This is a genomic window from Nonomuraea sp. NPDC054003 (assembly GCF_055585125.1).
This window is the reverse complement of the sequence record NZ_JBVJKR010000007.1, coordinates 1-23760: the sequence shown is the minus strand read 5'-3', so window position 1 is coordinate 23760 and position 23760 is coordinate 1. Positions and strand designations below refer to the sequence as shown.

General features: G+C 73.0%; 23 protein-coding genes. 11 read left to right on the top strand and 12 right to left on the bottom strand.

The window, feature by feature from the left end; translation table 11 throughout:
* Positions 1-78: 78 nt before the first annotated feature.
* Genes ACZ6YG_RS19275 through ACZ6YG_RS19265 form a run of 3 tightly spaced genes read right to left on the bottom strand, consistent with a single transcriptional unit; the run spans position 79 to position 2407 of the window.
* Positions 79-570, bottom strand: a complete 492-nt coding sequence (locus ACZ6YG_RS19275; protein WP_466018759.1) for a dioxygenase family protein — start codon at positions 568-570, stop codon at positions 79-81.
* Positions 570-1235 carry a protocatechuate 3,4-dioxygenase subunit beta gene (pcaH, locus tag ACZ6YG_RS19270; RefSeq protein ID WP_148030659.1) on the bottom strand — a complete coding sequence of 222 codons (666 nt, stop codon included), beginning with the start codon at positions 1233-1235 and terminating at the stop codon, positions 570-572. The genes ACZ6YG_RS19275 and pcaH overlap by 1 nt, the downstream gene beginning before the upstream one ends.
* Positions 1236-1249: 14 nt before the next feature.
* Positions 1250-2407: a 4-hydroxybenzoate 3-monooxygenase gene (locus tag ACZ6YG_RS19265; protein ID WP_148030658.1), complete on the bottom strand. Its 1158-nt coding sequence runs from the start codon at positions 2405-2407 to the stop codon at positions 1250-1252.
* A gap of 80 nt (positions 2408-2487) precedes the next feature.
* On the opposite strand from ACZ6YG_RS19265, the gene ACZ6YG_RS19260 reads away from it, so the two are divergent.
* The 4 genes from ACZ6YG_RS19260 to ACZ6YG_RS19245 all read left to right on the top strand — a co-directional run bounded on the left by ACZ6YG_RS19260 (position 2488) and on the right by ACZ6YG_RS19245 (position 6271).
* Positions 2488-3243 carry an IclR family transcriptional regulator gene (locus ACZ6YG_RS19260; RefSeq protein WP_148030657.1) on the top strand — a complete coding sequence of 252 codons (756 nt, stop codon included), beginning with the start codon at positions 2488-2490 and terminating at the stop codon, positions 3241-3243.
* A 28-nt stretch (positions 3244-3271) separates the two neighbouring features.
* Entirely contained in the window at positions 3272-4114 is an 843-nt protein-coding gene (locus ACZ6YG_RS19255; RefSeq protein WP_219547593.1) for an SDR family oxidoreductase, read from the top strand.
* Positions 4115-4202: 88 nt separating this feature from the next.
* Positions 4203-4778, top strand: a complete 576-nt coding sequence (locus tag ACZ6YG_RS19250) for a helix-turn-helix domain-containing protein (RefSeq protein WP_148030655.1) — start codon at positions 4203-4205, stop codon at positions 4776-4778.
* Positions 4779-4855: 77 nt separating this feature from the next.
* The gene (locus tag ACZ6YG_RS19245) at positions 4856-6271 is read left to right on the top strand and encodes an NAD(P)/FAD-dependent oxidoreductase (RefSeq protein ID WP_148030654.1); all 1416 of its coding nucleotides are present in this window, start codon (positions 4856-4858) and stop codon (positions 6269-6271) included.
* Here ACZ6YG_RS19245 and ligD read toward each other — a convergent pair.
* Together ligD and ACZ6YG_RS19235 are read right to left on the bottom strand one after the other, a co-directional pair.
* Positions 6268-7449 (bottom strand): non-homologous end-joining DNA ligase, encoded by a 1182-nt coding sequence (ligD, locus tag ACZ6YG_RS19240; protein WP_148030653.1) that lies wholly within the window; start codon positions 7447-7449, stop codon positions 6268-6270. The genes ACZ6YG_RS19245 and ligD overlap by 4 nt on opposite strands.
* Before the next feature lie 132 nt (positions 7450-7581).
* Complete coding sequence (locus tag ACZ6YG_RS19235) at positions 7582-10998, bottom strand: BTAD domain-containing putative transcriptional regulator (RefSeq protein ID WP_466018758.1); 3417 nt, start codon at positions 10996-10998, stop codon at positions 7582-7584.
* Positions 10999-11053: 55 nt separating this feature from the next.
* Here ACZ6YG_RS19235 and ACZ6YG_RS19230 point away from each other — a divergent pair, with 55 nt between their 5' ends.
* Positions 11054-12331, top strand: a complete 1278-nt coding sequence (locus ACZ6YG_RS19230) for an FAD-binding oxidoreductase (RefSeq protein ID WP_466018757.1) — start codon at positions 11054-11056, stop codon at positions 12329-12331.
* 10 nt (positions 12332-12341) lie between these two features.
* Here ACZ6YG_RS19230 and ACZ6YG_RS19225 read toward each other — a convergent pair whose 3' ends face one another.
* Positions 12342-13091 carry a crotonase/enoyl-CoA hydratase family protein gene (locus ACZ6YG_RS19225; protein ID WP_466018756.1) on the bottom strand — a complete coding sequence of 250 codons (750 nt, stop codon included), beginning with the start codon at positions 13089-13091 and terminating at the stop codon, positions 12342-12344.
* A gap of 30 nt (positions 13092-13121) precedes the next feature.
* Complete coding sequence (locus ACZ6YG_RS19220) at positions 13122-14384, bottom strand: amidohydrolase (protein WP_466018755.1); 1263 nt, start codon at positions 14382-14384, stop codon at positions 13122-13124.
* Positions 14385-14519: 135 nt separating this feature from the next.
* Here ACZ6YG_RS19220 and ACZ6YG_RS19215 point away from each other — a divergent pair, with 135 nt between their 5' ends.
* From ACZ6YG_RS19215 to ACZ6YG_RS19205, 3 genes are all read left to right on the top strand, one after another.
* A complete protein-coding gene (locus ACZ6YG_RS19215) occupies positions 14520-15179 on the top strand; it encodes a trimeric intracellular cation channel family protein (protein WP_148034449.1) in 660 nt (219 codons plus the stop codon).
* A gap of 84 nt (positions 15180-15263) precedes the next feature.
* Positions 15264-15656, top strand: coding sequence for a hypothetical protein (locus tag ACZ6YG_RS19210; RefSeq protein WP_271278089.1), 393 nt, complete (start codon positions 15264-15266; stop codon positions 15654-15656).
* Position 15657: 1 nt separating this feature from the next.
* On the top strand, positions 15658-18069 hold the full coding sequence (locus ACZ6YG_RS19205; RefSeq protein WP_466018754.1) for a DUF4132 domain-containing protein: 2412 nt from the start codon (positions 15658-15660) through the stop codon (positions 18067-18069).
* On the opposite strand, the gene ACZ6YG_RS19200 is transcribed toward ACZ6YG_RS19205, so the two are convergent.
* Positions 18047-18619 carry a DUF1707 SHOCT-like domain-containing protein gene (locus ACZ6YG_RS19200; RefSeq protein ID WP_148030646.1) on the bottom strand — a complete coding sequence of 191 codons (573 nt, stop codon included), beginning with the start codon at positions 18617-18619 and terminating at the stop codon, positions 18047-18049. The genes ACZ6YG_RS19205 and ACZ6YG_RS19200 overlap by 23 nt on opposite strands.
* Positions 18620-18661: 42 nt before the next feature.
* The gene (locus ACZ6YG_RS19195) at positions 18662-19294 is read right to left on the bottom strand and encodes a TetR family transcriptional regulator (protein ID WP_466018753.1); all 633 of its coding nucleotides are present in this window, start codon (positions 19292-19294) and stop codon (positions 18662-18664) included.
* Between the two features lie 12 nt (positions 19295-19306).
* Here ACZ6YG_RS19195 and ACZ6YG_RS19190 point away from each other — a divergent pair, with 12 nt between their 5' ends.
* Entirely contained in the window at positions 19307-19651 is a 345-nt protein-coding gene (locus ACZ6YG_RS19190) for a type II toxin-antitoxin system VapC family toxin (RefSeq protein WP_466018752.1), read from the top strand.
* A gap of 56 nt (positions 19652-19707) precedes the next feature.
* Here ACZ6YG_RS19190 and ACZ6YG_RS19185 read toward each other — a convergent pair whose 3' ends face one another.
* On the bottom strand, positions 19708-20052 hold the full coding sequence (locus tag ACZ6YG_RS19185; RefSeq protein ID WP_466018751.1) for a hypothetical protein: 345 nt from the start codon (positions 20050-20052) through the stop codon (positions 19708-19710).
* Between the two features lie 338 nt (positions 20053-20390).
* Positions 20391-20831 carry a winged helix-turn-helix transcriptional regulator gene (locus ACZ6YG_RS19180; RefSeq protein ID WP_271278084.1) on the bottom strand — a complete coding sequence of 147 codons (441 nt, stop codon included), beginning with the start codon at positions 20829-20831 and terminating at the stop codon, positions 20391-20393.
* A gap of 114 nt (positions 20832-20945) precedes the next feature.
* Here ACZ6YG_RS19180 and ACZ6YG_RS19175 point away from each other — a divergent pair, with 114 nt between their 5' ends.
* A complete protein-coding gene (locus tag ACZ6YG_RS19175; RefSeq protein ID WP_466018750.1) occupies positions 20946-21869 on the top strand; it encodes an NADP-dependent oxidoreductase in 924 nt (307 codons plus the stop codon).
* Positions 21870-22024: 155 nt separating this feature from the next.
* Here the strand turns inward: ACZ6YG_RS19175 and ACZ6YG_RS19170 are convergent, their stop codons facing one another.
* The gene (locus ACZ6YG_RS19170; protein ID WP_466018749.1) at positions 22025-23245 is read right to left on the bottom strand and encodes a DUF6119 family protein; all 1221 of its coding nucleotides are present in this window, start codon (positions 23243-23245) and stop codon (positions 22025-22027) included.
* Positions 23246-23261: 16 nt separating this feature from the next.
* On the opposite strand from ACZ6YG_RS19170, the gene ACZ6YG_RS19165 reads away from it, so the two are divergent.
* Positions 23262-23714 (top strand): tetratricopeptide repeat protein, encoded by a 453-nt coding sequence (locus ACZ6YG_RS19165; protein WP_466018748.1) that lies wholly within the window; start codon positions 23262-23264, stop codon positions 23712-23714.
* Positions 23715-23760: the final 46 nt, after the last annotated feature.

Below are 23760 nucleotides of genomic sequence, written 5' to 3'. Positions count from 1 at the left end.
GCTACCGCACCGCCGGAGGCAGCACCAGAACCCCCGGGGGGAGCGCCGGAACCCCCCGATGCGCTGTCGGGGGTGTCGTCAGAAGTCAAGGAACACCGTCTCCCCTTCGCCCTGCAGGCGTACGTCGAACTCGTAGGTGTCCCCCTTCCCCGTGGCGAGGAGTGTCGCACGCCTGGCCGGGTCGAGTCCGTCCAGCAGCGGGTCAGGAAGGTCCTCCAGGTACACGCGGGTCAGGACGGAGCGCAGCAGGCCGCGGGCGAAGATCTGCAAGGAGAGGTACGGCCCGGAGGGACGGATGGTTCGAAAGCGGTAGCGGCCGTCGGGATCGGTGGCGCAGCGGCCGAATCCGGACACGCCGCCGTCGCCGCGGCGGAGCCCGCCCCGGTCGCCGGTGCGGCCGAGCCACAGCTCCAGCAGCGCGTCCGGGACCGGCTCGCCGGCGCCGTCCCAGACGCGGCCGGTGAGCGTGATCGCCTCCGGGTGCCGCTCGGGGACGAGCTCCCAGTCGTGCTCGTACGGGAGCGCGTGCGCGAAGAAGGGGCCGACGGTCTGCGAGGGGGTCGCGGGCATCAGGACTCCATGGGGGTACGGCCGAGGACGACGTCGAAGGTGTAGCCGAGCGCCCACTCGGGCTGGGTGACGTCGTGCGCGTACGAGGACACGAGCCGCTGGCGGGCCGCCTCGTCCGGGATGGACTGCATGATCGGGTCGAACGGCATGAGCGGGTCGCCGGGGAAGTACATCTGGGTGACGAGCCGCTGGGTGAAGGCGGTGCCGAACACCGAGAAGTGGATGTGGGCGGGCCGCCAGGCGTTCGGGTGGTTACGCCAGGGGTACGCGCCCGGCTTGATCGTGACGAACCGGTAGCGGCCCTCGTCGTCGGTGAGGCAGCGGCCGGCGCCGGTGAAGTTCGGGTCGAGCGGGGCCGGGTGCTGGTCGCCCGCGTGCGCGTACCGTCCGGCGGAGTTGGCCTGCCAGACCTCCACGAGCGTGCCGCGGACCGGGCGTCCGCCGTCGTCCAGGATGCGGCCGGTGACGATGATCCGCTCACCGATCGGCTCGCCGGCGTGCTGCCGGGTCAGGTCGGCGTCCAGGGAGCCGACCTCGTCGTGCCCGAAGACGGGGCTGCTCAGCTCGATCGCGTCGGGGTCGGCCTTGAACGCCACCGGGGGCCGCGACGGGGCGCGCAGCACGGTGCTCTGGTAGCCGGGATACAGGTAGGGCGGATGAGTCATGATCTGTCCTTCGGTCACCATTCGTAGCCGACGTAGTTCTCCGCCAAGGTGGTCGCCGCCGCCTCGGACGAGGTCACGTAGTCCAGGTAGGAGAGCTGCAGCCGCCGCCCGTAGGCGTCGTCGGAGTCGAACGTGTGCAGCAGCGTCGTCATCCACCAGGAGAAGTGCTGGGCCCGCCAGACCCGCTTGAGGCAGGCGGCGGAGTAGCCGTCGAGCAGTTCGGCCGAGCCGTCCTCGAAGTACGCCGCCAGCGCCTCGGTCAGCACGCGCACGTCGGCGACGGCCAGGTTGAGGCCCTTGGCGCCGGTGGGCGGCACGATGTGGGCGGCGTCGCCGGCCAGGTAGAGCCTGCCGTACTGCATGGGCTCCACGACGAAGGAGCGCATCGGCGTGACGCCCTTCTCCACGATCTCACCGGTGGTGAGGGTGAAGCCGGGCACGGTCTCCAGGCGGGCCTTCAGCTCGTCCCAGACGCGCCCGTCGGGCCAGTCGTCGACGTCGGCGTCCGGCGGCACCTGCAGATAGAAGCGGCTGACCGTGGGTGAGCGCATGCTGTGCAGGGCGAAGCCGCGTTCGTTGCGCGCGTAGATGAGCTCTTCGGACGAGGGCGCGACGTTGGCGAGGATGCCGAGCCAGGCGAACGGGTACTCGCGCTCGTACGCGGTCAGCACGCCCTCGGGCACGGCCGGTCTGGACACGCCGTGGAAGCCGTCGCAGCCGGCGATCACGTCGCAGTCGAGCCGTTCGCCGCCGAAGGTCAGGTAGGGCCGGTCCTCCAGGGAGTGCAGCGCCACGTCCTCGACCTCGAACCGGATGTCGCCGCCCGCCTCCAGCCTGGCGGCGATGAGGTCCTTGACCACTTCCTGCTGCCCGTACACGGTGATGGCCCGGCCGGGCACCAGCTTCTCGAACGGGACGCGGTGTCCCGCGCCGCCGTACCTGAGCTCGATGCCGTGGTGCGGCAGCCCCTCCCGGAGCATCCGCCCGCCGACGCCCGCCTCGACGAGCGTGTCCACCGTGCCCTGCTCCAGCACCCCGGCGCGCACGCGCCGCTCGACGTAGTCGCGGCTACGCCTCTCCAGCACCACCGAGGAGATGCCGCGCAGGTGGAGCAGGTGAGACAGAAGCAGGCCGGCGGGCCCGGCTCCGATGATCCCTACCTGAGTCCGCATGCGGAAAGCATCCTGCCTTCCCGCCCCGCGGATCGAGGGGGCGCTTCCACTGAGCGGAAGAATCCTGCGAGGATGGGCGCATGGCAGGTGGAGCACGGGAGCCGGGCAGGAGCGTGACGTCGAAGGTCCTGGCGATCCTCGGCGCGTTCGACGCCGCGCACCCGCGGCTGACGCTCACCGAGGTGGCGGCGCGCAGCGGGGTGCCGCTGACGACGGCGCATCGGCTGGTGGGCGAGCTGGAGCGGTGGCAGGCGCTCGGCCGCGGCCCCGACGGGCGGCTGAGCGTGGGGCTGCGGCTGTGGGAGCTGGGGCAGCTCGCGCCCGGCCGGCTGCAGGACCTGGCGCACCCGTGGCTGCAGGAGGTGTTCGCCGGCACCGGCGAGAACGTCCACCTGGCCGTCCGCGAGGGCCTGGAGGTGCTGTACGTCGACAAGGTGTACGGGCGGCGGGCGGTGCCGATCGTGTCCAGGGCGGGCGGGCGGCTGCCGATGCACCCGACCGGGGTGGGCAAGGCGCTGCTGGCCTACGAGCCCGACTGGTTCGTCCGCGCCTATCTGGCGCGCGAGCTGGAGCGGCCCACCCCGCACACCATCACCGAGCCCGGCCGGCTGGCCCGCGAGCTGTCCACGGTCCGCGCCCAGGGATACGCGCTCACGTACGAGGAGATGACCTTGGGCTCCTGCTCGGCCGCCGCCCCGGTGCTGGTGGAGGGCCGGGCCATCGCCGCGCTGGGCATCGTGCTGGCGTCCCGCCGGGCCCGCGAGCTGCCGCGCCTGGTCGACATCCTGCGCACGGCGGCGGGGGGCATCGCCGAGTCGTACTCCGCCGCCGCCTGAACCCGCAGGTGGGGGGTAGTAGCCCGGCATGCGCATTCTGATGTCGGGAGCGGGCGGGGCGCTGGGCAGGGCGACCGTGCCCGCCCTGGTCAAGGCGGGTCACGAGGTCCGCGCGCTGGGCCGGGGACCTGGTGAAGGCGGCGACTCCCGGTGGTTCCCCGGCGAGCGGGTGAAGGACGCCGTGCGCGGCTGCGACGCCGTCCTGCTCCTGCCTGAGCGGCGCGCGGACCCGGCGGCCGCTCGCGCGCTGGTGGCCGCCGCGTGCGGGGCGGGCGTGCCGCACCTGCTGCGGGTGGCGGCGCCGGCGACCGGGCGGGAGCGCCGGCGCCGGGAGGACGCCGAACGCGTCGTCAGGAGCAGCGGCCTGGGCTGGACCCTCGTCCGCCACAGCCACCTGCACCAGTCGCTGGACCTGCTGCTGCGGCAGTGGGCCGCCTCTCCCGTGCTCCCGGTGGACCCGTCGCTGCCCTGGCAGCCGGTGGACGCCCGGGAGGTGGCCGGCTACCTGACGGGGCTGCTGGCGGGCGAGCCGCGCCGGGCGGCGCTCGCGTACGGCGGACCGGAGGTGCTCAGCACCTCCGAGCTGGTCAGGACCTGGCTCAGGGCGCGCGGGCTGCGCCGTCTGTGCCCGCGGGTGCGCTATCCCGGCAAGGCGGCGGCCGAGCAGCGGGCGGGCTGGCTGATGGTCAGGAACGCCCCGCTGGGCACGCTCGGGTGGCGGGAGTGGCTGACGCCGGCGGCCGAGCTGTCGGACGACTTCGCCGAGGAGCACACCGCGTCGCCGACCAGCCCGGCGAACCAGCCGGAGCGCGATCCGGATGTGCGGGTGTACGGCGGCGACGAGGGTTACCAGCGGCAGACCCGGGCGTAGTATGCCGTTTTGCTGGGGTTTCTCCTAACCTGTACGGTCCCTTCCGTTACACTGAACACCTTGTTCAGTGCCGCCGACCGAGGGTTCGATGACGGAGCCAGAGACCGCCCGCCTGGGTGCGCGCATCCGGACGTACCGGAACATGCGCCGCATGACCGTGCGCGGACTGGCCGTCGAGGCGAAGGCGAGCCCGAGCTTCATCAGCCAGCTTGAGCGCGGCCGGACCAGCGCCAGCATCGGCATGCTCAGGCGGATCGCCACGGCGCTCGGCCTGACCGTGGCCGACCTGTTCAGCGAGGAGGACGAGATCGGGCACCGCGTGGTGCGCCGCCCGTCGCGTCCCGAGTTACGCACCGCCCCCGGCACCCGCAAGTACCTGATCTCCCAGCGTCCCCTCCAGAACGTGGAGGTGTACGCGGGCGAGTTCGACCCCGGTGCCTCCACCGGGGACGAGCCGTACTCCCACGGCGAGTCGCAGGAGATCCTCCTCGTGCTCCACGGCCGGATCACCGTGTGGCTCGGCCCGTCGGGCTCTGCCTCCCCGCACGTGCTCGGGCCGGGTGACAGCGTGGAGTACCGGACCTCGGTGCCGCACCGCGTGGCCAACGAGGGCGACCAGCCGGCCGAGGTCATCTGGGTGATCAGCCCGCCCACCCCGGCCTGAGCACCCGGATCACCGACGGGGCGCCCGGCTCCGTTCCTCTCTTCCCCACTAGCCTGACATGGAAGGCGGTTTCAGACGTGAATGGGATCCCGCTGACGGGGGACTTCGCCAACGGCGGGGTCTCGTTCTGGTACCGGCAGGCCGGACTGCCGGCGCGCCGGGCGCCGCTGCCCGGCCCGCGCGTGTACGACGTGGCGATCGTGGGCGGCGGTTACACCGGCCTGTGGACGGCCTACTACCTGAAGAAGGCCCAGCCCGACCTGCGGATCGCGGTGCTGGAGAAGGAGTTCGCCGGGTTCGGCGCGTCCGGCCGCAACGGGGGCTGGCTGTCGGCGGAGTTCGCCGGGTCGCGCAAGCGGCACGCCAGGGCGCGCGGCCGCCAGGCCATGATCGACCTGCAGCACGCCATGTTCCGCGCGGTGGACGAGGTCATCGACGTGGCCCGTGAGGAGGGCATCGACGCCGACGTCCACAAGGGCGGGCTGGTGCACGCCGCCACCAACCCGGCGCAGCGCCGCCGCCTCCGCGCCGAGGTCGCCGACCTGCGCACGTGGGGGTACGGCGAGGACGACATGCGCCTGATGGACCGCGACGAGATGGGCGAGCGGCTGCACGTGGCCGGCGCCATCGAGGGCGCCTACTCGCCGCACTGCGCCCGCATCCAGCCGGCCAAGCTGGCGATCGGACTGGCCCGCGCCGCCGAGGCGCTGGGCGTGGACATCTTCGAGAGCACCACGGTGACCGAGATCCGCCCGCGCGAGGCGGGCCGGGCGTCGGCCGTCACCACGCGCGGCACGGTCACGGCCGAGTACGTGATCCGCGCGACGGAGGGCTTCACCGCCAGCCTGACGGGCCAGCACCGGCAGTGGCTGCCGATGAACAGCTCGATGATCGTCACCGAGCCGCTGCCCGCCGAGATGTGGAAGCACATCGGCTGGTCGGGCAACGAACTGCTCGGCGACCAGGCGCACGGCTACATCTACGCGCAGCGCACGGCCGACGACCGGATCGCCATCGGCGGGCGGGGCGTGCCCTACCGGTACGGGTCGCGTACCGACGTCTGGGGGGCCACGCAGGCGCAGACGGTCGCGTCGCTCTGGCGGATGCTCGTCAAGTTGTTCCCCGCCACCGCCGACGCGCGGGTGCAGCACGCGTGGTGCGGCGTGCTCGGGGTGCCGCGCGACTGGTGCTCGACGGTGCACCTGGACCACGAGACGGGGCTCGGCTGGGCGGGCGGCTACGTCGGCAGCGGCGTGACCACCACCAACCTGGCCGGGCGCACGCTGCGCGACCTGGTGCTGCGGCGCGACACCGAGTTGACGTCGCTGCCGTGGGTGGGCCGCCAGGTGCGGCAGTGGGAGCCGGAGCCGCTGCGCTGGATCGGCGTGCAGCTGATCTACGCCCTCTACAGGGCCGCCGACCGGAGCGAGAACGACCACGGCACCACCACCTCGCCCTACGCCCGCATCGCCGACCTGATCTCCGGCCGCTAACTCCAGGGGTCGTAGTCGACCTCCAGCGGCTCCTGCGGCGGGCGCTCCGCCTCGGGGACGTGCTGGAGGTTGACGCGAATCCGGTACCACACACTGCTGCGCCCGCGCATGCCGTCGACCAGCACGTCGGCGGGCTCCAGCCGGGCGGCGACGCCGGGGTGGCGGGCCTTCCAGCGTTCGAGGCCGGCCAGCGCCTCGTCCTTGTGCTGGGCCTTGGCGATCTCGATGACGGGTCTGGTCTGCCGCCTGCGGCCGGTGCCCTTGGGCGGCTTGGCCGGCGGGCCGAGCTCCTCCGCCAGCGCGAGCAGGCCGTCGAGGGAGCCGGGGTGCAGGTCCATGTCCTCCCACGGGTCGCCCGACTCGGCCAGCCGGGCGGGAACGGTGTCGACGGTGAACGCCTCCGGCCGGCAGCCCGGCACCTCGTCCCAGGTGAGCGGGGTGGAGACGCGGGCGTCGGGGACGGCGCGCACCGAGTAGGCGGAGGCGACGGTGCGGTCGTAGGCGTTCTGGTTGAAGTCGACGAACACGCCGTGGCGCTCCTCCTTCCACCACCGGCTGGTGGCCAGGTCGGGGGCGCGCCGCTCGACCTCGCGGGCCACGGTCTCGGCCGCCTTGCGCACCTGGGCGAACGGCCAGCGCCGGTCGATGCGGGCGTAGACGTGGAAGCCGCGCGAGCCGGACGTCTTGGGCCAGGCGGTCAGGCCGTGGTCGGCGAGCACCTCGCGGGCCACCTGGGCGGTGCGCAGCACGTCGTCCCACTCGACGCCGGGCACCGGGTCGAGGTCGATGCGCAACTCGTCGGGGTGGGCCAGGTCGTCGGCGCGCACGGGGTGCGGGTTGAGGTCGACGCACCCGAGGTTGACCACCCAGGCGAGCTGGGCCAGATCGGTGCAGACGACCTCCTCGGCGCTGAGCCCTGACCGGTATTTCAGCTCGGCCACCTCGATCCAGCCGGGCCGCTTGGCGGGGGCGCGCTTCTGGAAGAACGGCTCCTCCTCCACGCCGCGCACGAACCGCTTGAGCACCATCGGCCGCCCGTGGACGCCGCGCAGCGCCGCCTCGCCCACGGCCTGGTAGTAACGCACCAGGTCGAGCTTGGTGTGGCCGGTGCGGGGAAAGATCACCTTGTCGGGGCTGGTGATGCGGACTTCGCGGCCGGCGACCTCGATGTCAGACATGTGGTCACGATACGCGCACCCCCCGACATCCCCACGGCACCGGCACGACGCGCTTCCGGACAGGGAGACGCTGTCCCGGCCCGATCGGCGCGGACTGGACGGGGTGCGCGCCGTGCCGGCTGGTTCGGGGTTCTATGACCGGGGGTTCGCTCGTTCGGTGGCGGACTGCCACTGGTCGTGGCTGTGCTGCTCCCAGTACGGCAGGCCCAGCCGCTGGTGCGCGGCGATCGCGGCCCGCGCGTGCTCCGCCGCCTCCTCCGTACGGCCGAGCCGGAGCGCGAGCTGGGCCAGCGCGTCGCGGACCGAGCCGAAGACGGCGCTGCCCGAGCCCATCACCACGAGCTGGTCGGCGATGGGCAGCAGCCGGGCGTAGAGGTCGTCGGGCGAGGGGGTGCCGAGCCTGGCGGCGACCAGGCCCCACACCGGCCACAGGAAGTCGGCCGACCAGTCTTCCCGCAGGGTGCCGCCCCATCGGGCGAGCAGCTCGCGGGCCAGGACCTCGCGGCCGTTCTCCAGGGCGGCCAGGATCGCGACGGGGCGTACCGGCGCCATCAGCGCGGGCTCGGAGGCGGCGACCAGCTCGTCCACCAGCCCGGCGGCCTCGCCCCGCGCGCGCCCGCACAGGTAGCGGGCGATCAGGCGGCGCGCGTCCAGGCCCCACAGGCTGGCGCCGTAGCGGGGCGCGGGGAAGCGTTCCAGCAGCGACTCGGCCTCCGCCCAGCGGGCGCGCAGCATGAGCCCGCCCGTCTGCGCCACCCGGACCATCGCCTCCAGCTCGGGCCTGCGCAGCTCGCGCAGGAGCTGCTCGCAGCGGGACAGCTCGTGCTCCCACTCGGCGAGGTCGCCGGCGCGCAGCAGGCACGACATGCGGATGACGCGGGCGACCAGCCTCTCCTCGCGGCGCAGGCACGGGATGGCGAGCAGCTCGTCGACGGCGCGCAGCCGCTCGTGGTTGCGTCCCGGTACGAACGCGGCCAGGAGGTAGTTGTTCAGCGTCCTGGCCAGCAGGGCGGGGTCGCCGGTGGCGCGGGCCAGCTCGACCGCCTCGGCGGCCCGGCGCTCCCCTTCCGCGCGGCGCGGCCCGTAGTGCAGCTCGACGCCGAGCGTGCCGAGCAGGGCCGCCCTGTCGTGGTCGCCGAGCGGGCCGGCGAGCAGGTTCTCCAGCACGTCGGCCAGGTCGTCGTCGACGAACCCGTACGGCCGCCAGTTCCACACGGCGGGTGCGCCGAACGCCGTCACCGCCGGCACCAGCGCCGCCCGGTCGCCGATCCGCTGCGCCTGCGCGACGGCCTCGGCCAGGTCGCGGAACGCGCCCTCGGCGTCGCCGACCGCACGCCTGGCCTGGCCCAGGCCGGTGAGCGTGCGGCAGCGGGCGGCCGAGTCGCCGGGCGGAAGGTGGGCCAGCGCCAGCTCCCACAGCGCGACGGCCTCCTGGTAACCGTGCCGCCCGGCTGCCTGGCGCGCGGCCTCGGTGGCGTACGCGACAGCCTTCCCGGCGGGAGCCAGCGGAGCGGCGGCGGCGAAGTGCGCCGCGAGCACCGCGGGATCGGGACCCGCGTTCCGCCCACCGAGATCCCCACCCCACGCCCGCTCCGCCGACCGGCCCCCGGCATCGGCGCCCGACACCCGCTCAAGGCGCTGTCCAACGGCGCCGTCGGGGCGGCGTTCCAGGTGGTCGGCGGGGCCGGGAGCCGACGCGCGTTCAAGGTGGTCGGCGGGCTCGGTAGCCGCCGCGCCTTCCAGATGGTCGGCGGGGCCGATAGCCGACGCGCGTTCGAGGTGTTCGGCGGCGCGGAGGTGGAGGCGGGCGCGGTCGAGGCGGGTGAGGCCGGTGTCGAGGGCCTCGCGGACCAGGGCGTGGGAGAAGCGGTAGCCGGTGGCCGACTCGGTGATCAGGCCGGTGGCGAGGGCAGGCTCCAGGGTGGTCATGACGTCCTCGACCGGACGGCCGGCGAGGGCGGACAGCAGGTCCACGTCCGCCTCGCGGCCCGCCACGGCGGCGGCTTTGAGCAGGTCTTGGGTGGGGCCGGGCAGCCTGGCCAGGCGGCGGCCGATGACGTCGCGGGCGCCGGGCGGCACCCGGTCGCGCTCGCTCTCCGGCAGCCGGAGCAGCTCCTCCAGGTAGAACGGGTTCCCACCGGACCGGTCGAGCAGCGCCACCGGGTCGGCGCGCACGTCCCGCTGCCGCAGGTAGGCGCGTACCTCGTCGGCGCCGAAGGGGACGAGAGGCAGCCGCAGCCCCTCTCTCGACAGCGCGCCCAGCGTCTCGCCGAGCCGCTCCCGCTGCTCGTCCGGCCGCAGCGTGACGATCGCCAGCGTGGCGGTACGGGGCAGCTCGGCGGCGACGTACTCCAGGAGCTTCAGCGACGAGGCGTCGGCCCAGTGGAGATCCTCCAGCACCAGCAGGGTCGGCTCCTCGCGCAGGTATGCCAGGACGTCGTCGTACAGGTCGAACAGCTCGGCGTGCGGCCGCGCGGGCAGCGCCCCCGCCTGGCGCCAGGGCCAGAACGCGGGCGCGCCGCCCTCGTCGGGGCACCGTCCCCAGACGACCCGGAACCCTCGGGACCCGGCGACGTCGGCGGCGGCGCGGGCCAGGCTCGTCTTCCCGATGCCCGCCTCGCCGCTCACGATGACCAGCCCGCCACGCCCTCCCCTGGCCTCGGCGAGCCGCTCCTCCAGCGCCCGCACCTCTCTCTCCCGCCCGACCAGCCTTTCGCGTCCGCCCTCCCGATGCCGCGCCACCCCGGCCGCCGCACCCGGCTGCGGTCCCACCTCGGTCGCCGAAGGGGTCTCCAGCTCGGGCGACTGGGTGAGGACAGCCTGTTCCAGGCGCCTGAGCGCCGGTCCCGGCTCGATGCCGAGCTCGTCCGACAGCAGCGCGCGCACCCGGCGCAGGGCGGACAGCGCCTCGGCCTGCCGCCCCGCCCGGTAGAGGGCCAGCACCAGCAGCGACCAGGCCCGCTCCCGGTACGGGCCGGCCGTGACCAGCTCCTCCAGCTCGGGCACGCTCGCCTCGCCGAGCTCCAGCCGGGCGGCGAGCCGGTCCTCGACCACGCCCGAGCGCAGCTCCGACAGCCGCGCCGCCTCCGCCCCGGCGAACCCCAGCCCGGGGAACTCCGCCAGCGGCTCCCCGCGCCACAGCCCGAGCGCGCGGTCCAGCACGCCCGCCGCCTCGGCGGGCCGCCCCGCCGCCAGCAGCCGGCGCCCGTCGGCCGCCCACGCGGCGAACCGGCCCACGTCGGTCTGGGCGGGGGTGATGTCCAGCAGGTAACCGGGTTCGCGGGTGAGCAGCAGGCGCGGCGGGGTGCGCGGCCGGCGGCCGGGCTCCAGCACCCGCCGCAGGTGGGAGACGTACGCCTGGAGGGTGGCCGTCGCCTTGGCCGGAGCCTCGCCCGCCCACAGCTCCTCGACGAGCCGGTCCAGCGAGACCGGGCGGCCGGGGCTGAGCGCGAGCATGGCGAGCACGGCCCGCTGCTTGCGGGTGCCGGGGTCCAGCCGCGCCCCCGAGGCGTCGGCCACCTCCAGGGGGCCGAGCAGTCGCACGTCCACGAACCCCAAGTCAACCCCAAGTCAGCCGCAAACAGGAAAACGCATGCTTGTCCCCATGAACGAGCTGAAGAACATGATCAAGGGCAGGCTGTGGCTCCCGGGTGACGCGGGGTTCGACGAGGCTCGTACGCCGTGGAACCTGTCGGTGGACCAGCCGGTCGCGGCGGTCGTGGAAGCGGCGGGCGCCGACGACGTCGCGGCGACGGTCGGCCACGCCGCGCTGCACGGGCTCACCGTGACCACCCAGGCGAGCGGGCACGGCGCGGTGACGGCCGAGGGCGTGGTCCTGCTGCGCACCCACCTGATGGACACCGTCGAGATCGCGGACGGCGTCGCGCGGGTCGGCGCGGGCGCGAAGTGGGGCCAGGTGCTGTCGGCGGCCGGGCCGCTCGGGCTGACCGGCGTCGCGGGCAGCTCCCCGGTGGTGAGCGTGACCGGGTACACGCTGGGCGGCGGGCTGGGCTGGTTCAGCAGGAAGTACGGGTTCGCGTCCGCGAGCGTGCTGGCCGCCGACGTGGTGGACGCCACCGGGGCGCGGGGGCGGGTGACCGCCGAGTCGGACCCGGAGCTGTTCTGGGCGCTGCGCGGGGGCGGCGGCGACTTCGCGGTGGTGACCGGGCTGGAGTTCGCGCTGAGCCCGGCGCCCGTCCTGTACGGCGGGCGGATGATGTGGCCGGCCGAGCGGGCGCCCGAGGTGCTGGCGGCCTTCCGCGAGGTCACGGCCGGCGCGCCCGAGGAGCTGACGGTCTGGTTCGACCTGCTGAAGTTCCCCGGCGCCCCGGGGCTCGTCGCGGTGGACTGCACGTACCTGGGCGAGGACCCCGGTGAGCTGCTGCGCCCGTTCGACGCGGTCGGCGGCGCGATCGGCGACACCAGGGCGGTGCTGCCCGTCGCCGACCTCGGCTCGATCTGCGCCGAGCCGACCGACCCGACCCCGTCGGCCGGGCGGGTGGAGCTGCTGACCGGGCTGGACGACGCGGTGGCGGCCGCGCTGCTCGCGGACCCGATCGATCCGCTCTTCAACGTCCAGGTGCGGCACCTGGGCGGCGCCCTGACCCGCCCCTCGGGCGGCGCGGCCGGCGAGCTGACCGAGCCGTACCTGCTGTACATGGTGGGCCCGGCCATGCCCGGCACCGCCGAGCGGATGGACGTGCTGTCGAAGGCCCTGGTGCCGCACACGAGCGGGCGCAAGCCGTACACGATGCTGCACAGCGGGGAGCAGGCCGCGTCCGCCTTCGACGCCGGGACCCTCGCCCGGCTGCGCGACCTCAAGCGGGCCCGCGACCCGCACGGCGTCCTCAGGGCCAACTACCCGGTCCTGGGCACCGCGTAGGAGCCCGGGGTCAGATCGCTCCGAAGTCCCCGTGCCGGCCCACGCCCCCGGCGAAACGCGCGGCACCGGAGGCGGCGTCCGGCAGGGAGACCAGGCCGTGACGGAGCTCGTTGCGCATGGCCTCCCGCTCCCCCAGCCCTTCCTGCTCCAGGATGGACATCCGATCCCCCCGCAGGCACGCCTGCGGGAATCGGGCGATCTCCAGGGCCAGCGCCTCCGCCTCCCGGCGGGCCGTCCCGTCGGCCACCACCCGGTTGGCCAGGCCCATCTCGTACGCCTCGCGCGCGCCGACCGGGCGGCCGGTGAGGATCAGGTCCATCGCCCTGCTCCGGCCGATGAGGCGCGGCAGCCTGACCGTGCCGCCGTCGATGAGCGGCACCCCCCACCGCCGGCAGAACACCCCGAACACCGCGCTCTCCTCCGCCACCCGCAGGTCGCACCAGAGCGCCAGCTCCAGCCCGCCCGCGACCGCGTGGCCCGAGACGGCGGCGACGACCGGCTTGGACAGCCGCAGCCTGGTCGGCCCCATCGGCCCGTCGCCCTCCTCGCCGACGTGGTTGTCCAGCTTCTTGAGGTCGGCTCCGGCGCAGAACGTGCCGCCCTCGCCCCACAGCACGGCCACGTCGGCGTCGGACGCGTCGAACTCGCGGAAGGCGGCGGCGAGCGCGCCGGCGGTCTCGCGGTCGACCGCGTTGCGCGCCTCCGGCCTGCTGATCACCACCGTGGTGACCTGGCCCCGGCGCTCCACGCGTACGGTCATGCTGCCTCCTCGGGGGAACCCGTGCCGAGCCTACGACGCCGATGTCACGAGCCATGAGGCGGCGGCGGCCACGATCGCCCGCACCCCGGTGTCGAGGGTGGGCTGGATCACCGGGGCGAAGCGGGCGTTGTGGTTGACCGGGATGTCGCTGTCCAGGGTGCCCTGCTCCGCCGCGCGGGCGTACCGGCCGGGGTCGGTGCCGCCGATCCCCCAGTAGGTGTACGGGACGCCGAAGGCGTCGGGGATCCTGCTGAAGTCCTCGCTGGCGGTCTGCGGGTCGAGAGTGCCGGCCCGGTCGCCGAAGTGCCGGGCGAACGCGCCGGCGACCCGGCGGGTGGCCGCCTCGTCGTTGACGGTCGGCGGGAAGCTCCCGAAGCGCTCGATGTCCGGTGGTTCGGGGGCGCCGGCCGCGGCGCACTCGGCCCTGGCGATGCGCTCGACGGCCGCGCGCACCTTCGCCCGGGTGTCTTCGTCGTAGGTGCGGACGTTGATCTCCATCCGGGCCGACTCGGGGATGTTGTTGGGATTGGTACCGGTGTGCAGGCTGCCCACGGTCACCACGGCGGGGGTGAGCATGCCGATCTCGCGGGAGACGATGGTCTGCAGCCGCACCACGATCATGGACGCGATCACCACCGGGTCGATGCCCGACTCGGGCCGCGAGCCGTGCGCGCCGCGCCCGTGCACGGTGATCCGGTAGTTGTCGGCCGACGAGAGCACCGGGCCTGGGCGGGTGCCCACCCGACCCGACGGGAACGGCAGGACGTGCTGGGCCAGGCACACGCCGGGCCGGGGGACACGGTCGGCCAGGCCGTCGGAGAGCATGGCGTCGGCGCCGTCGCCGGGCTCCTCAGCGCACTGGAAGAGCGCCACCAGGGTGCCGTTCCAGGCGTCGCGGGCTTCGGCCATGAGCCGGGCGGCGCCGAGCAGGCAGGTGACGTGGACGTCATGCCCGCAGGCGTGCATCACCGGCCGCGGCTCGCCGCCGTCGCCCGGGGCGGTGACGGTGCTGGCATAGGGCAGGCCGGTCCGCTCCCGGATCGGGAGCGCGTCCATGTCCGCGCGGACCAGCACCACCGGCCCGTCGCCGTTCTCCAGCACGCCGGCCACTCCGGTGCCGCCGATCCCGGCGCGCACGTCGTAGCCGCAGCCGGTAAGCCGCCTGGCGGCTTCGGCGGACGTGCGGTGCTCGGCGTGGCCGAGTTCGGGGTGGGCGTGCAGGTCCTTGTAGAGCGCTTCCAGGCCGGGCCTGATCCGGTCCAGGCCGGCGAGGATCTCTGTGCCGCCCGGCATGCCGTGCCCCTCTCATGAGTACGGACATACCTGGTCATCCCCGACGGGCCGGTTCGTATACGCCAACCTGCGGCAACATCCTTACCAACACCCGCGACCCCGGACACGGTGATCATTACCCTCGGGAGGGTGCGGATGGACACGGCCACCACGGTCCTCGACCTGGTCGGGGTGTTCCTCAACGCCCTGCTCGGCGGGACGGTGGCGCGGCGCGACCGGCTGGACCTGTTCGGCTTCCTCGTGATCGGGATCGCCTCCGGGCTCGGCGGCGGGCTGATCCGCGACGTGCTGCTGCAGCACGGCCCTCCGGCCGCACTCACCGACCCCGCCTACATCCCCACCGCGCTCGCCGGCACCGGGGTCGCCTTCCTGCTCGACATCTCACCGCCCGACTGGAGCCCGGCGTTCAAGTTCCTGGACGCGGCGGCGCTCAGCGTGTGGGCGTCCGTCGGGGCGCAGAAGACCATGGGGGTCGGCCTGGGCTGGCTCCCGGCGATCCTGCTCGGCACGATCACCGCGGTCGGCGGCGGCGCGATCCGGGACCTGCTCCTGCAGCGCGTCCCCGCGGTGCTGCAGGACACCCGCTGGTACGCCTCCGTGGCCGTCCTCGTCGCCGCCGTGGAGGTGCTGGGCATCGCCACCGGATTCCCGGTCGCGGGCACCGTCGCCGCCATCACGCTCGGCGTTCTGCTGCGGATCGTCGCCGAGTGGCGCGGCTGGACCGTGCCGCGCGGGCTGGAGGTGCGTCCGTCGGCGGTGCTGCGCAGGAGGCGCCGGCGCGACGGCGACCCGTGAGCCTCTCCGACCCCACCGTGATTTGTCACCCGCCGCTGCTATGAAGAACGTGATCATCCAACCCCCCACGGAACGGGTGCGTTCATGACGACGGTGACCTTTCGCGATGAGACCGCGACAGGCCGGGCTCTGGAGGAGTTCTCCCTGCCCGGGCTGCCGGAGCGGATCTCCGCCAGAGAGCTGGTACGGCTCCGCGTACGCGAGGAGGTGGCCCGGCACAACGCCGCCCCCAGCCACCACTTCCGAGGCCTGGTCAAGCCCACCGACGCCGAGACCGAGCTGAACGGCTACCGGATGCGCACCGCACGCAGGCTCGACTGGGAGAGGCAGGCCGACGCGGCCGAGGCCGCGTTCGCCCGCAACGGGTTTCTGCTGCTGGTGGGCGACCGGCAGATCGAGGACCTGGACGAGGAGATCGCGCTCACGACCGACCCGGTGGTGTCGTTCGTCAAGCTCGTCCCGCTGGTCGGAGGCTGACGTGGACTATCAGATCCTCAAGGACTCGCCGCTCAACAACGACTACACCTCCGTGTACTTCGCCAACGACCACCGCGACCTGTTCGACCGCCTCGACGCCGCCTTCGCGGCGGAAGAGGAGCTGGTCTGCGGGGAGGACGAACGCGTCCCGTTCGCCGTCTGGGCGCAGATGCGGCTCAGCCTCGGCTGGGACGGCGGCCACGAGCACGACGAGCGCCGCTTGGCGGTGATCCGCGACGTGATCGACCGGATGCCGGACCTGCCCATGGAGACCGTCAAGCAGTTGTGGGGCGTGGCCGACAGGCTCATGACCTGGGAGCACACCAACATCCACGAGCTCTACAGGCTGCCACTGGACGCCACCGCCCGGCTGCCGTACCACGAACGGCGTGACGTGCTGAACCACCGGCCCAGTTGGCTGGCCCAATACTGGAAACCCGCCTGGGAGGTGCTGCGCGAGCCGATCGGGACGTTGCTCACCGAGCCCGAGACCGATGACCCCGCCGCGACCGTCCGCAACATCATGTGGGAGGACGACGCCTTCGCCCGGCGCATGATCGAAGCGCACGCCGCCCGGCTGGCCGCGCCCGAGGTGCTGCCGCTGCTGCGCCACTGGAACACGGCGACCGCGTCGAAGCCGAGCGCCCGGTGGCTGAAGCGGGCCGCCGCGCTGCTGACCCCGGAGGCGGACGAGGTCGTCCGGGACGTGCTCCGGATGGTCGTCGCGCACCGGGAGGTCACCCACCGCCACCAGTACCGCGGCGGCGGCGAATGGACCGAGACCGTCTTCCTGCGCGAGCGCACCGCCGTGCCGCTGCGCGGCATGGTCTGGACGTGCGAGCTCGTCGACCAGCCGTGGGTGACCTCGCTGCTGGGTGACGTCGCCGTGACCACCGGCACCGGCATCGGCGGCACGGGCGCCAACGCCCGCAGCGAGAAGCTGGCCAACGCCGCGGTCGGCGTGCTGGGCCGGCGCGGCGGCCTGGAGGTGGTCGCCCAGCTCGCCCGCGTCCAGGCCAAGGTGCGCAAGAAGACCATTCTCGCCGGAGTGGCCAGGACGATCGGCGCGGTGGCCGCGCAAGCGGGGCTCTCCCCGGAGCAGCTCCTGGAGCGCACCGTGCCCGGCTTCGGGCTGGGGCCCGACGGCGTCCGCACCGAGCAGGGCCTGCGCCTGGCCGCCGACGGCACCGTGACCTTCACCGATCCATCCGGCAAGATCCGCAAGACCATCCCCAGGAGCGTCGACCGGGAGCTTCTGGCCGAGTTCAGGGCCGCCGCCAAGGAGCTGAGGAAGACCCTGCCGGCCGAACGGTTCCGGATCGAGCGGGCCCTGGCCACCGAGCGCACCTGGCGCTGGCGCGACGTGTGTGCGTTCTATCTGGACCATCCGGTCACCGGCACGCTCGCCCGTACGCTCATCTGGGAAATCCTCCAGGGCCCCGCCGGGATTCCGGTGCGGCGCGAGGACGGCTGGGAGCTGACCGGCCCGGACGGGCGCCGCATCCAGCCCGGCCCTGACACCCCGGTCCATCTGTGGCATCCCATCACGCACGGCGTGGAGGAGATCCGAGCCTGGCGCGACCATCTCATGGACGCCGGCCTGCGCCAGCCGTTCAAACAAGCCTTCCGCGAGGTCTACCTGCTCACCCCGGCCGAGGAGGCGAGTCACGACCACTCACGCCGCTTCGCCGGTCACCTCCTGCGGTACGGCACGGCCAAGGCGCTGCTGACCGAGCGCGGCTGGACCGGCATGTCGCTGGGCCACTGGGGCTGGGAGTACGGCTCCGACCAGGCCGAAGCCACCCGCGAACTGCCCGGCGGGCTGGCCGCGCACTGGGACTTCCACCTCGACGAGCACTCCTTCGACCGCGACGGCGTCGGCACGGTCTCCATCTGCGTCAGCGGAAACCTCCGCTTCACCGGCGCGGACGGCCGGACCATCCCCCTGGAGCGGGTCCCTCCCCTGGTGCTCTCCGAGACGCTGCGCGACGCGGACCTGGCCGTCGGCGTCACCTCCACCGGCCTCGACCTCCAGGGCGACGGCGACTACTGGCAGTCCTACAGCTTCGGCGCGCTGTCGGAGACCGCCCGGATCCGCCGCGACGCCCTGACCCGGCTGCTGCCCCGCCTCTCCATCGCGAGCCGCTGCGAGCTCACCGAACGTTTCCTCCGGGTCCGCGGCGACCTGCGCACCTACAAGATCCACCTCGGCTCGGGAAACATCCTCATGGAGCCCGACGACGCCTACCTGTGCATCGTCCCCGGCGGCGTCGGCGACCAGGTCTTCCTGCCCTTCGAGGAGGACGGCGGCATGCTGTCGGTCGTGCTGTCCAAGGCGTTCCTCCTGGCCGCCGACACAGCCATCGCCGACCCGTCGATCACCCGGCAGCTCACGAACCGGAGGCCTTCTTGACCTTCGTGCCGACGCCCCCGAACAGGGCGAGGCCGCTGACGACGATCCGCGGCGCCCCCCGCTCCCGGCGCACGGCGCTCCTGTCGAACGCGCCGAACAGGCCGAAGCCCTTGACCTCGACCTCCACGTCGTCGGGCACGATCACCTCGGTGTAGCCCCACAGGGCGAAGGCGCGCACCCGGATCTCCCGGCTCGCGAAGCGGGCGTCGCGCAGGTCGATCTCCCCGCCGCCGAACACCGCCAGCGAGGTGAACGCGGGCGGCGCGACCCAGCGGCCCCTGCGGCTGAACCAGCCGAACACGCTCAGCGCGAACCGGGAACTCGGCTCGTCCCGTACCACCAGCGTCTCCGCGCGGGCGGGCTCGGGGAGGCCGCGGCCCGCGTACGCGAGCTCGTCCTGGGTCCTCGCCTCGTAGATCTCGCTCAGCCGCTGGTCCAGCTCGCCCAGTTGGATCCTGCCGGTGGCGGCGGCCGACTGGAGCCGCTGGGCGGCCTGGTCACGCTCCTCGTCGGAGGGGCGTACCTGCCGGCTCGGGGGATGCTCGACCATGCTTCGGAGTCCTGTCTGTGCGGTCAGCGTGACCACACCATCTTATTCTCCAACTGGAGAACAAGCCTCCTCCACCATGTGCGCCCCCATCATCCGGGCGAGCTGAACGCGGAACTCCGCTTCGTACGCCGGGTCGTCGGGATCGTGACCCAGGCCCGCCAGCCACGACCGGCCGCCGATGGCGAACCCGTACGCGGCCGACAGGCCGACCAGCACGACCGCCTCGATGCGCGCCCGGCTCGGCACCGGCCCTCCCGCGAGCGCCGCGCGGATGCCGGCCTCCATCGTGTCGACCAGCTCCACCAGCTCCGGCCGCGCGGCGCCGCGGTACTCCGCGTGCATCTCGGCCCAGACGAACAGCCGCAGGTAGCTCTCGTCCGCCAGGGTGTCGAACAGCACCCCCATGATCCCCGCGGCAGTGGGCACGCCGTCCTCGGCCTGGATGCGCTCGCGCACCCGCGCCTCGATGCGATCGTTCTCGGCCCGCAGCACCTCCCGGACCAGGGCGGCATAGGTGCCGAAATAGTGGGAGGCGAGCCCGTGCGCGACCCCGGCGGCCTCCGCGATCTGCCGCAGGCTGACGTTGTCCGGCCCTCGCTCCCTGATCAGCCCGGCCGCCGCCGCCAGCAGCTCGGCGCGCGATTCCGCGGGGCTCCGCCTGCGTCTGGGTGCCATGACCAGCAGTTTATGATCCGCCGGACGATCAAGACCGGGACCCGCGTCGCCGAGAACCGGCTCCACATTCCTCACCTGCTCGACTACGAGTTCCGTAACGCCCTGCGCGGCCTGCTCCTCGGCGGGAAGATCAGTGAGGCCCGCGCCGAAGGCGCCCGGATGGTCAAGGCGGGCCTGCCCTTCACCCGTCACGCCGACGACCTCACCGCCGATCGCGCCTGGGACCTGAGGGCCGACTTCAACGGCTACGACGCCGCTTACGTGGCCCTGGCCGAAGCACTGGGCTGCACTCTGGTCACCACCGACGAGAAGATCCACAAGGTGGCCCGTAAGTACGTCAACGTCGACTTCTGCTGATCTGTCGTCGCAGGCGCGTCGCTCCCAGCGGGGTGACAGCCCGCGGCCCTTCCGCCTCAGAGACAGGCCGGCGCGGTGCCGGGCTGCATGCGGACGAGCGACGGGCGGCTGAATTCCGGCGGTACGAACCCGCGCCCCACGCACAGCACCAGGCCGGCGCCGGACTGGTTGACGAGGACGGCCTGGCAGCCGGGAGGCGGCTGGTTGCGGAACGACTGGAGCTGAGCGAGCTGCGGCTGGAGCTGTCTCGGAGGCTGACAGCTCTCGTAGACGATCGTGCGGCTGCCGGTCTCGCTGATCAAGGTCAGCTTCCCGTCCGCCGCATGGGCTGTGCCCGTGCCCGCCAGGGTCAGAGCGGCCAGGGCCGCCCCGGCGATGAATGTCACCTTCGGAAATCCCATGCGCCCAAGCCTGAGTCACCGCAAGAGGAGGCTCCAGGACGACAGCCGGACTTCAGCCGGTCATTTCCACTGCCTTCACCTGCGCGGCTACTGAACGGTTCGGCGGGCGCCGCGATCTGACGCGCCGGAACTGTCGTCCTCGACCGCCGGGGACTCTCCGCCCGGGTCGCGGCGGCGTGACCCGGCCGCGCGGGCGCCGGAGAGCCGCTCCGAGGGCCGCGCCGCCGCGGCGCAGGTCGTAGCCGTGACTCCAGCTCGCGCCCGTCTCGGCCAGGGCGATGAGCACCGCGGCGGTCTGCGCGGAAGGGCGTCGCGCTCGTGCCATCTGCAACCCCTGGTCACGCGGTACGGGTGTCGTACTGCTCCCGGTTGGCGAGGACCTCGTCCATGTGCGTCTCCGCCCACGCCTTGATGCCGTGCATGAGGTCGCGGAGCGAGAGGCCGAGGTCGGTCAGCTCGTAGGTGACCGTGACGGGCACGGTCGGCGTCACCGTGCGGGTGATCAGGCCGTCACGTTCGAGGCTGCGCAGGGTCTGGGTGAGCATCTTCTGGCTGACTCCGGCCAGGCGGCGGGACAGCTCGGAGTAGCGCATCGGTCTCGGCTCACCGGCGCAGTCCCCGCCGGGGCGCGGGCCGTCGCTCCCGAGCGCGGCCAGGATCAGGGACACCCACTTGTCGGAGATCCGGTCCAGGAGCCGGCGGCTGGGGCAGCCGGCCAGGAACGCGTCGTACTCCATCTTCGCCTGCGCCCGCTGCTGGGCCGCCGTCGTCGTCGGCATCGGCCGCTCCTTCCTACCGCCGGGTGAGATACGCACTCCGGAGTGCGTACTTCCCGTCAGAGAGTAACCCCTCCATGGTGGTGCAAAAGCTCCCGTTTCTCCATAGGAGGCAACATGTCCACCACCTTCCGCACCGCCGTCGTCCGCACTCCGGGCGGCCCCGACTCCATCGAGATCATCGACGTGCCCCTCGTCGAGCCCGGACCGGGTCAGGTCCGGGTCGAGATCGCCGGGGCCGCGGTCAACCCCGTCGACCTGGCGGTCGCCGCCGGGGTGTTCCACGGGCGAGGACTGGTCGACCAGCCCCACCACACCGGTCTGGGCTGGGACTTCTCCGGTACGGTCGCCGCTACCGGACCGGGCGTCGGCTGGGCGGTCGGCACCCGGGTCGCGGGACTGATCGACGGGTTCGACCGCGACTTCGGCACGTACGCCGAGCAGCTGATCGTGTCGGCCGACGACATCGCGCCCGTGCCCGCCGGCCTCGACCTGGTCGCGGCGGCCGCCGTCCCGCTCAACAGCCTGGCCGCGGCCCAGCTCGTCGACCTGCTCGGCGACGGTGACGGCCGGAGCCTGCTGGTGACCGGCGCGGCGGGCGCTGTCGGCGGCTACGTGCTCTCGCTGGCCCAGGATCGCGGGTGGCGGGTCACCGGACTGGCCCGTACGCAGGACGAGGAGTTCGTGCGCGGCCTCGGCGCCGGCTTCACCACGCGGGCCACGCCAGGCTGGGACGCGGTGGCCGACGGCGCCGCGATGCAGGAGCAGGGCATGCCCCTGGTCCGCGACGGCGGCCTGTTCGTCGGCGTGCAGCCGGGGGCGGCGCCGGCGGAGGTGCGGGGCATCACCGTCCGCGTGGTGGTGGCGCGGCCGGACGGCGCCCGGCTCGCGCAGCTCCTGGAGGCCACCGCCGATGGCCGCCTCCCGGTGCGGGTGCACGCCGTCGTGCCTCTCGACGAGGTCGCCTCCGCCCACCGCGCGGTCGCCAAGGGCGGCGTACGCGGAAGGTACGTTCTCACGCCGGGCACAGCGGTGGACTGACAATACGTGACCGCACTCATCACCGGTCGGGAAGATCACCACCGGCGGGCATGGGAACAATCGACGTACTGGTGATCTTCGACCGGCGCCCCGAGCCTCGCTGTGGAAGGAACGAGGCGCCATCGAGCAGGCGACCACGCCGTACGGCCGCCACATCACCCTTCTGCTCGGATAGTCCCGCCCGCGCTATCCGAGGAGTCGCTGGGTATCCCGACGACCTCGACGATCACCCCGTGGTCACGCCGGAGCGTATCGGCGAGCGCGACAAGGGCGACCTGGGCGAACGGGTAAAGCGAGTCGGGCGTCAGTTCCTTGCCCTTGAGGAGGATGGCCAGCACGACCTTGCCCGGCACGAAGTTCTCCGGCACGGTGAGCTGGCCGCCGCTCAGCTCGGCCACCTTCGCGCTGAACTTCGCGCGGGCGTCCGGCTCGTTGTACAAGGTCCGGGTGGAGATCAGCGCCTGGGCGAACTGGTGGCTGAGAGGCTCCGAGCTCTCCGCCGCCTTGACGTGCACCAGCGTGTGCCGGTCGGTGAGCCCGTCGCAGGCCTCGTAACCCTTGCCCCTGCTCTGCTGCCGGGTCCGATTGAACTTGCGGTCGAGGCACAGGTACCGGCCTCGACCGAGCGTGTCCTGCATGCGGATGTTGTAGTCCTCCTCGGACTCTCCGGCCTTCCAGGGCAGCATGTCCACCTCCGGCTCGGGCACGATGAGCTCCTTCATCCGGCGCTTCATCGACTCCACATAGGTGGCGCCGCACTCGTACCAGTTCCCGTCGCTGAGCTGGTAGACGTGCGGCCCGATCGCCACGGCGGCCTCGAGCCACTGGATGGCACGGGCCTTGCCGATCGATTCCTTGCCTTCGCGGTCGGCGTACATCTCGACGATCCCGTCACGAAGCGCGGCAGAGGGACTGACGCAGTACTGCACCTTGCACCGTCGGCGGAGATCGTCAAGATCGAGCTCCTCTCGGACGAGGGGGACGCTACCGACCTTGATCCGGTACGAGCGAGCCTCGTGACGCCGGTCGACCAGAGCGGACGGGATCACCAGGTGCAGCATGAGGTCGCCCTGGCCTCGGAGCCCTTCGTCGAGCAGTGCGTCCAGCTTGCTGAGGAGCGGCTCGGAGCTGACCGGCCGGATGGCCTCCAGGCGCTCGAAGTCGGGAGGCACCTGCCGCTCGCTGATCTGGTTCAACCGGTGCAGCAGGGCCAGGAATTCTGCCGGATCCAGCGGGATCGGCAGACGCAAGCCATCCGCGCCTTCGATGGTGACGGTCTCCCGGTGGCTGAGGCCGAGGTCGGAGGCCTTGATCAGACCGCCGAGCTTCTTGACCAGCTCGGCATAGTCCCGAATGCCGACGCCGCCGATGGGCATGCCGGCCGGGACGTAAGTGGAGTCGTGCCGCGACGAGCGCTACGTCCAGGCCGCGGACGCCCTCCAGGAAGTGATCGACTCGGGTTCGGCCGCCCTCGGTGCCCGCCACTCGCGAGTCCTCGCCCTGCGCAAGAAAAGGGCGGCGATTCTGTTCGTCGGCGGCGATTATCGCGAATCGCTACCGGAGTTCGACGACCTCGCCCGTGCCTACGAGGTCGCCGAAGGACCGGCAAGCAACAACGTCATCGACTGTCGCCGCCATGCGGCCGACTGCCGCGCCGAACTCGGCCACGCCACCAGCGCACTCCAGCAGTACCAAGACGTACTGGATCTGGTCCGTACGAAGGAGAGCGACATTTCTCAAACCGCCGTCGAGGTCCGGCGCAGCATCGGAATGCTCCTGGCCAGCGAGGGCAATGACACTGAGCCTTTTGCATCCCCTGGCGGCGGGTCGCTGGTCACAGCATGATCGCGAGCTTGGTGTTCGCCTGACGACGTAAGAAACCCCTGGTAGA

Coding starts and splice junctions, on each gene's coding strand:
- ACZ6YG_RS19275 (WP_466018759.1), bottom strand. CDS start 570: ATGCCCGCGACCCCCTCGCAGACCGTCGGCCCCTTCTTCGCGCACGCG.
- pcaH (WP_148030659.1), bottom strand. CDS start 1,235: ATGACTCATCCGCCCTACCTGTATCCCGGCTACCAGAGCACCGTGCTG.
- ACZ6YG_RS19265 (WP_148030658.1), bottom strand. CDS start 2,407: ATGCGGACTCAGGTAGGGATCATCGGAGCCGGGCCCGCCGGCCTGCTT.
- ACZ6YG_RS19260 (WP_148030657.1), top strand. CDS start 2,488: ATGGCAGGTGGAGCACGGGAGCCGGGCAGGAGCGTGACGTCGAAGGTC.
- ACZ6YG_RS19255 (WP_219547593.1), top strand. CDS start 3,272: ATGCGCATTCTGATGTCGGGAGCGGGCGGGGCGCTGGGCAGGGCGACC.
- ACZ6YG_RS19250 (WP_148030655.1), top strand. CDS start 4,203: ATGACGGAGCCAGAGACCGCCCGCCTGGGTGCGCGCATCCGGACGTAC.
- ligD (WP_148030653.1), bottom strand. CDS start 7,449: ATGTCTGACATCGAGGTCGCCGGCCGCGAAGTCCGCATCACCAGCCCC.
- ACZ6YG_RS19230 (WP_466018757.1), top strand. CDS start 11,054: ATGAACGAGCTGAAGAACATGATCAAGGGCAGGCTGTGGCTCCCGGGT.
- ACZ6YG_RS19225 (WP_466018756.1), bottom strand. CDS start 13,091: ATGACCGTACGCGTGGAGCGCCGGGGCCAGGTCACCACGGTGGTGATC.
- ACZ6YG_RS19220 (WP_466018755.1), bottom strand. CDS start 14,384: ATGCCGGGCGGCACAGAGATCCTCGCCGGCCTGGACCGGATCAGGCCC.
- ACZ6YG_RS19215 (WP_148034449.1), top strand. CDS start 14,520: ATGGACACGGCCACCACGGTCCTCGACCTGGTCGGGGTGTTCCTCAAC.
- ACZ6YG_RS19210 (WP_271278089.1), top strand. CDS start 15,264: ATGACGACGGTGACCTTTCGCGATGAGACCGCGACAGGCCGGGCTCTG.
- ACZ6YG_RS19200 (WP_148030646.1), bottom strand. CDS start 18,619: ATGGTCGAGCATCCCCCGAGCCGGCAGGTACGCCCCTCCGACGAGGAG.
- ACZ6YG_RS19195 (WP_466018753.1), bottom strand. CDS start 19,294: ATGGCACCCAGACGCAGGCGGAGCCCCGCGGAATCGCGCGCCGAGCTG.
- ACZ6YG_RS19190 (WP_466018752.1), top strand. CDS start 19,307: ATGATCCGCCGGACGATCAAGACCGGGACCCGCGTCGCCGAGAACCGG.
- ACZ6YG_RS19185 (WP_466018751.1), bottom strand. CDS start 20,052: ATGGGATTTCCGAAGGTGACATTCATCGCCGGGGCGGCCCTGGCCGCT.
- ACZ6YG_RS19180 (WP_271278084.1), bottom strand. CDS start 20,831: ATGCCGACGACGACGGCGGCCCAGCAGCGGGCGCAGGCGAAGATGGAG.
- ACZ6YG_RS19175 (WP_466018750.1), top strand. CDS start 20,946: ATGTCCACCACCTTCCGCACCGCCGTCGTCCGCACTCCGGGCGGCCCC.
- ACZ6YG_RS19170 (WP_466018749.1), bottom strand. CDS start 23,245: ATGCCCATCGGCGGCGTCGGCATTCGGGACTATGCCGAGCTGGTCAAG.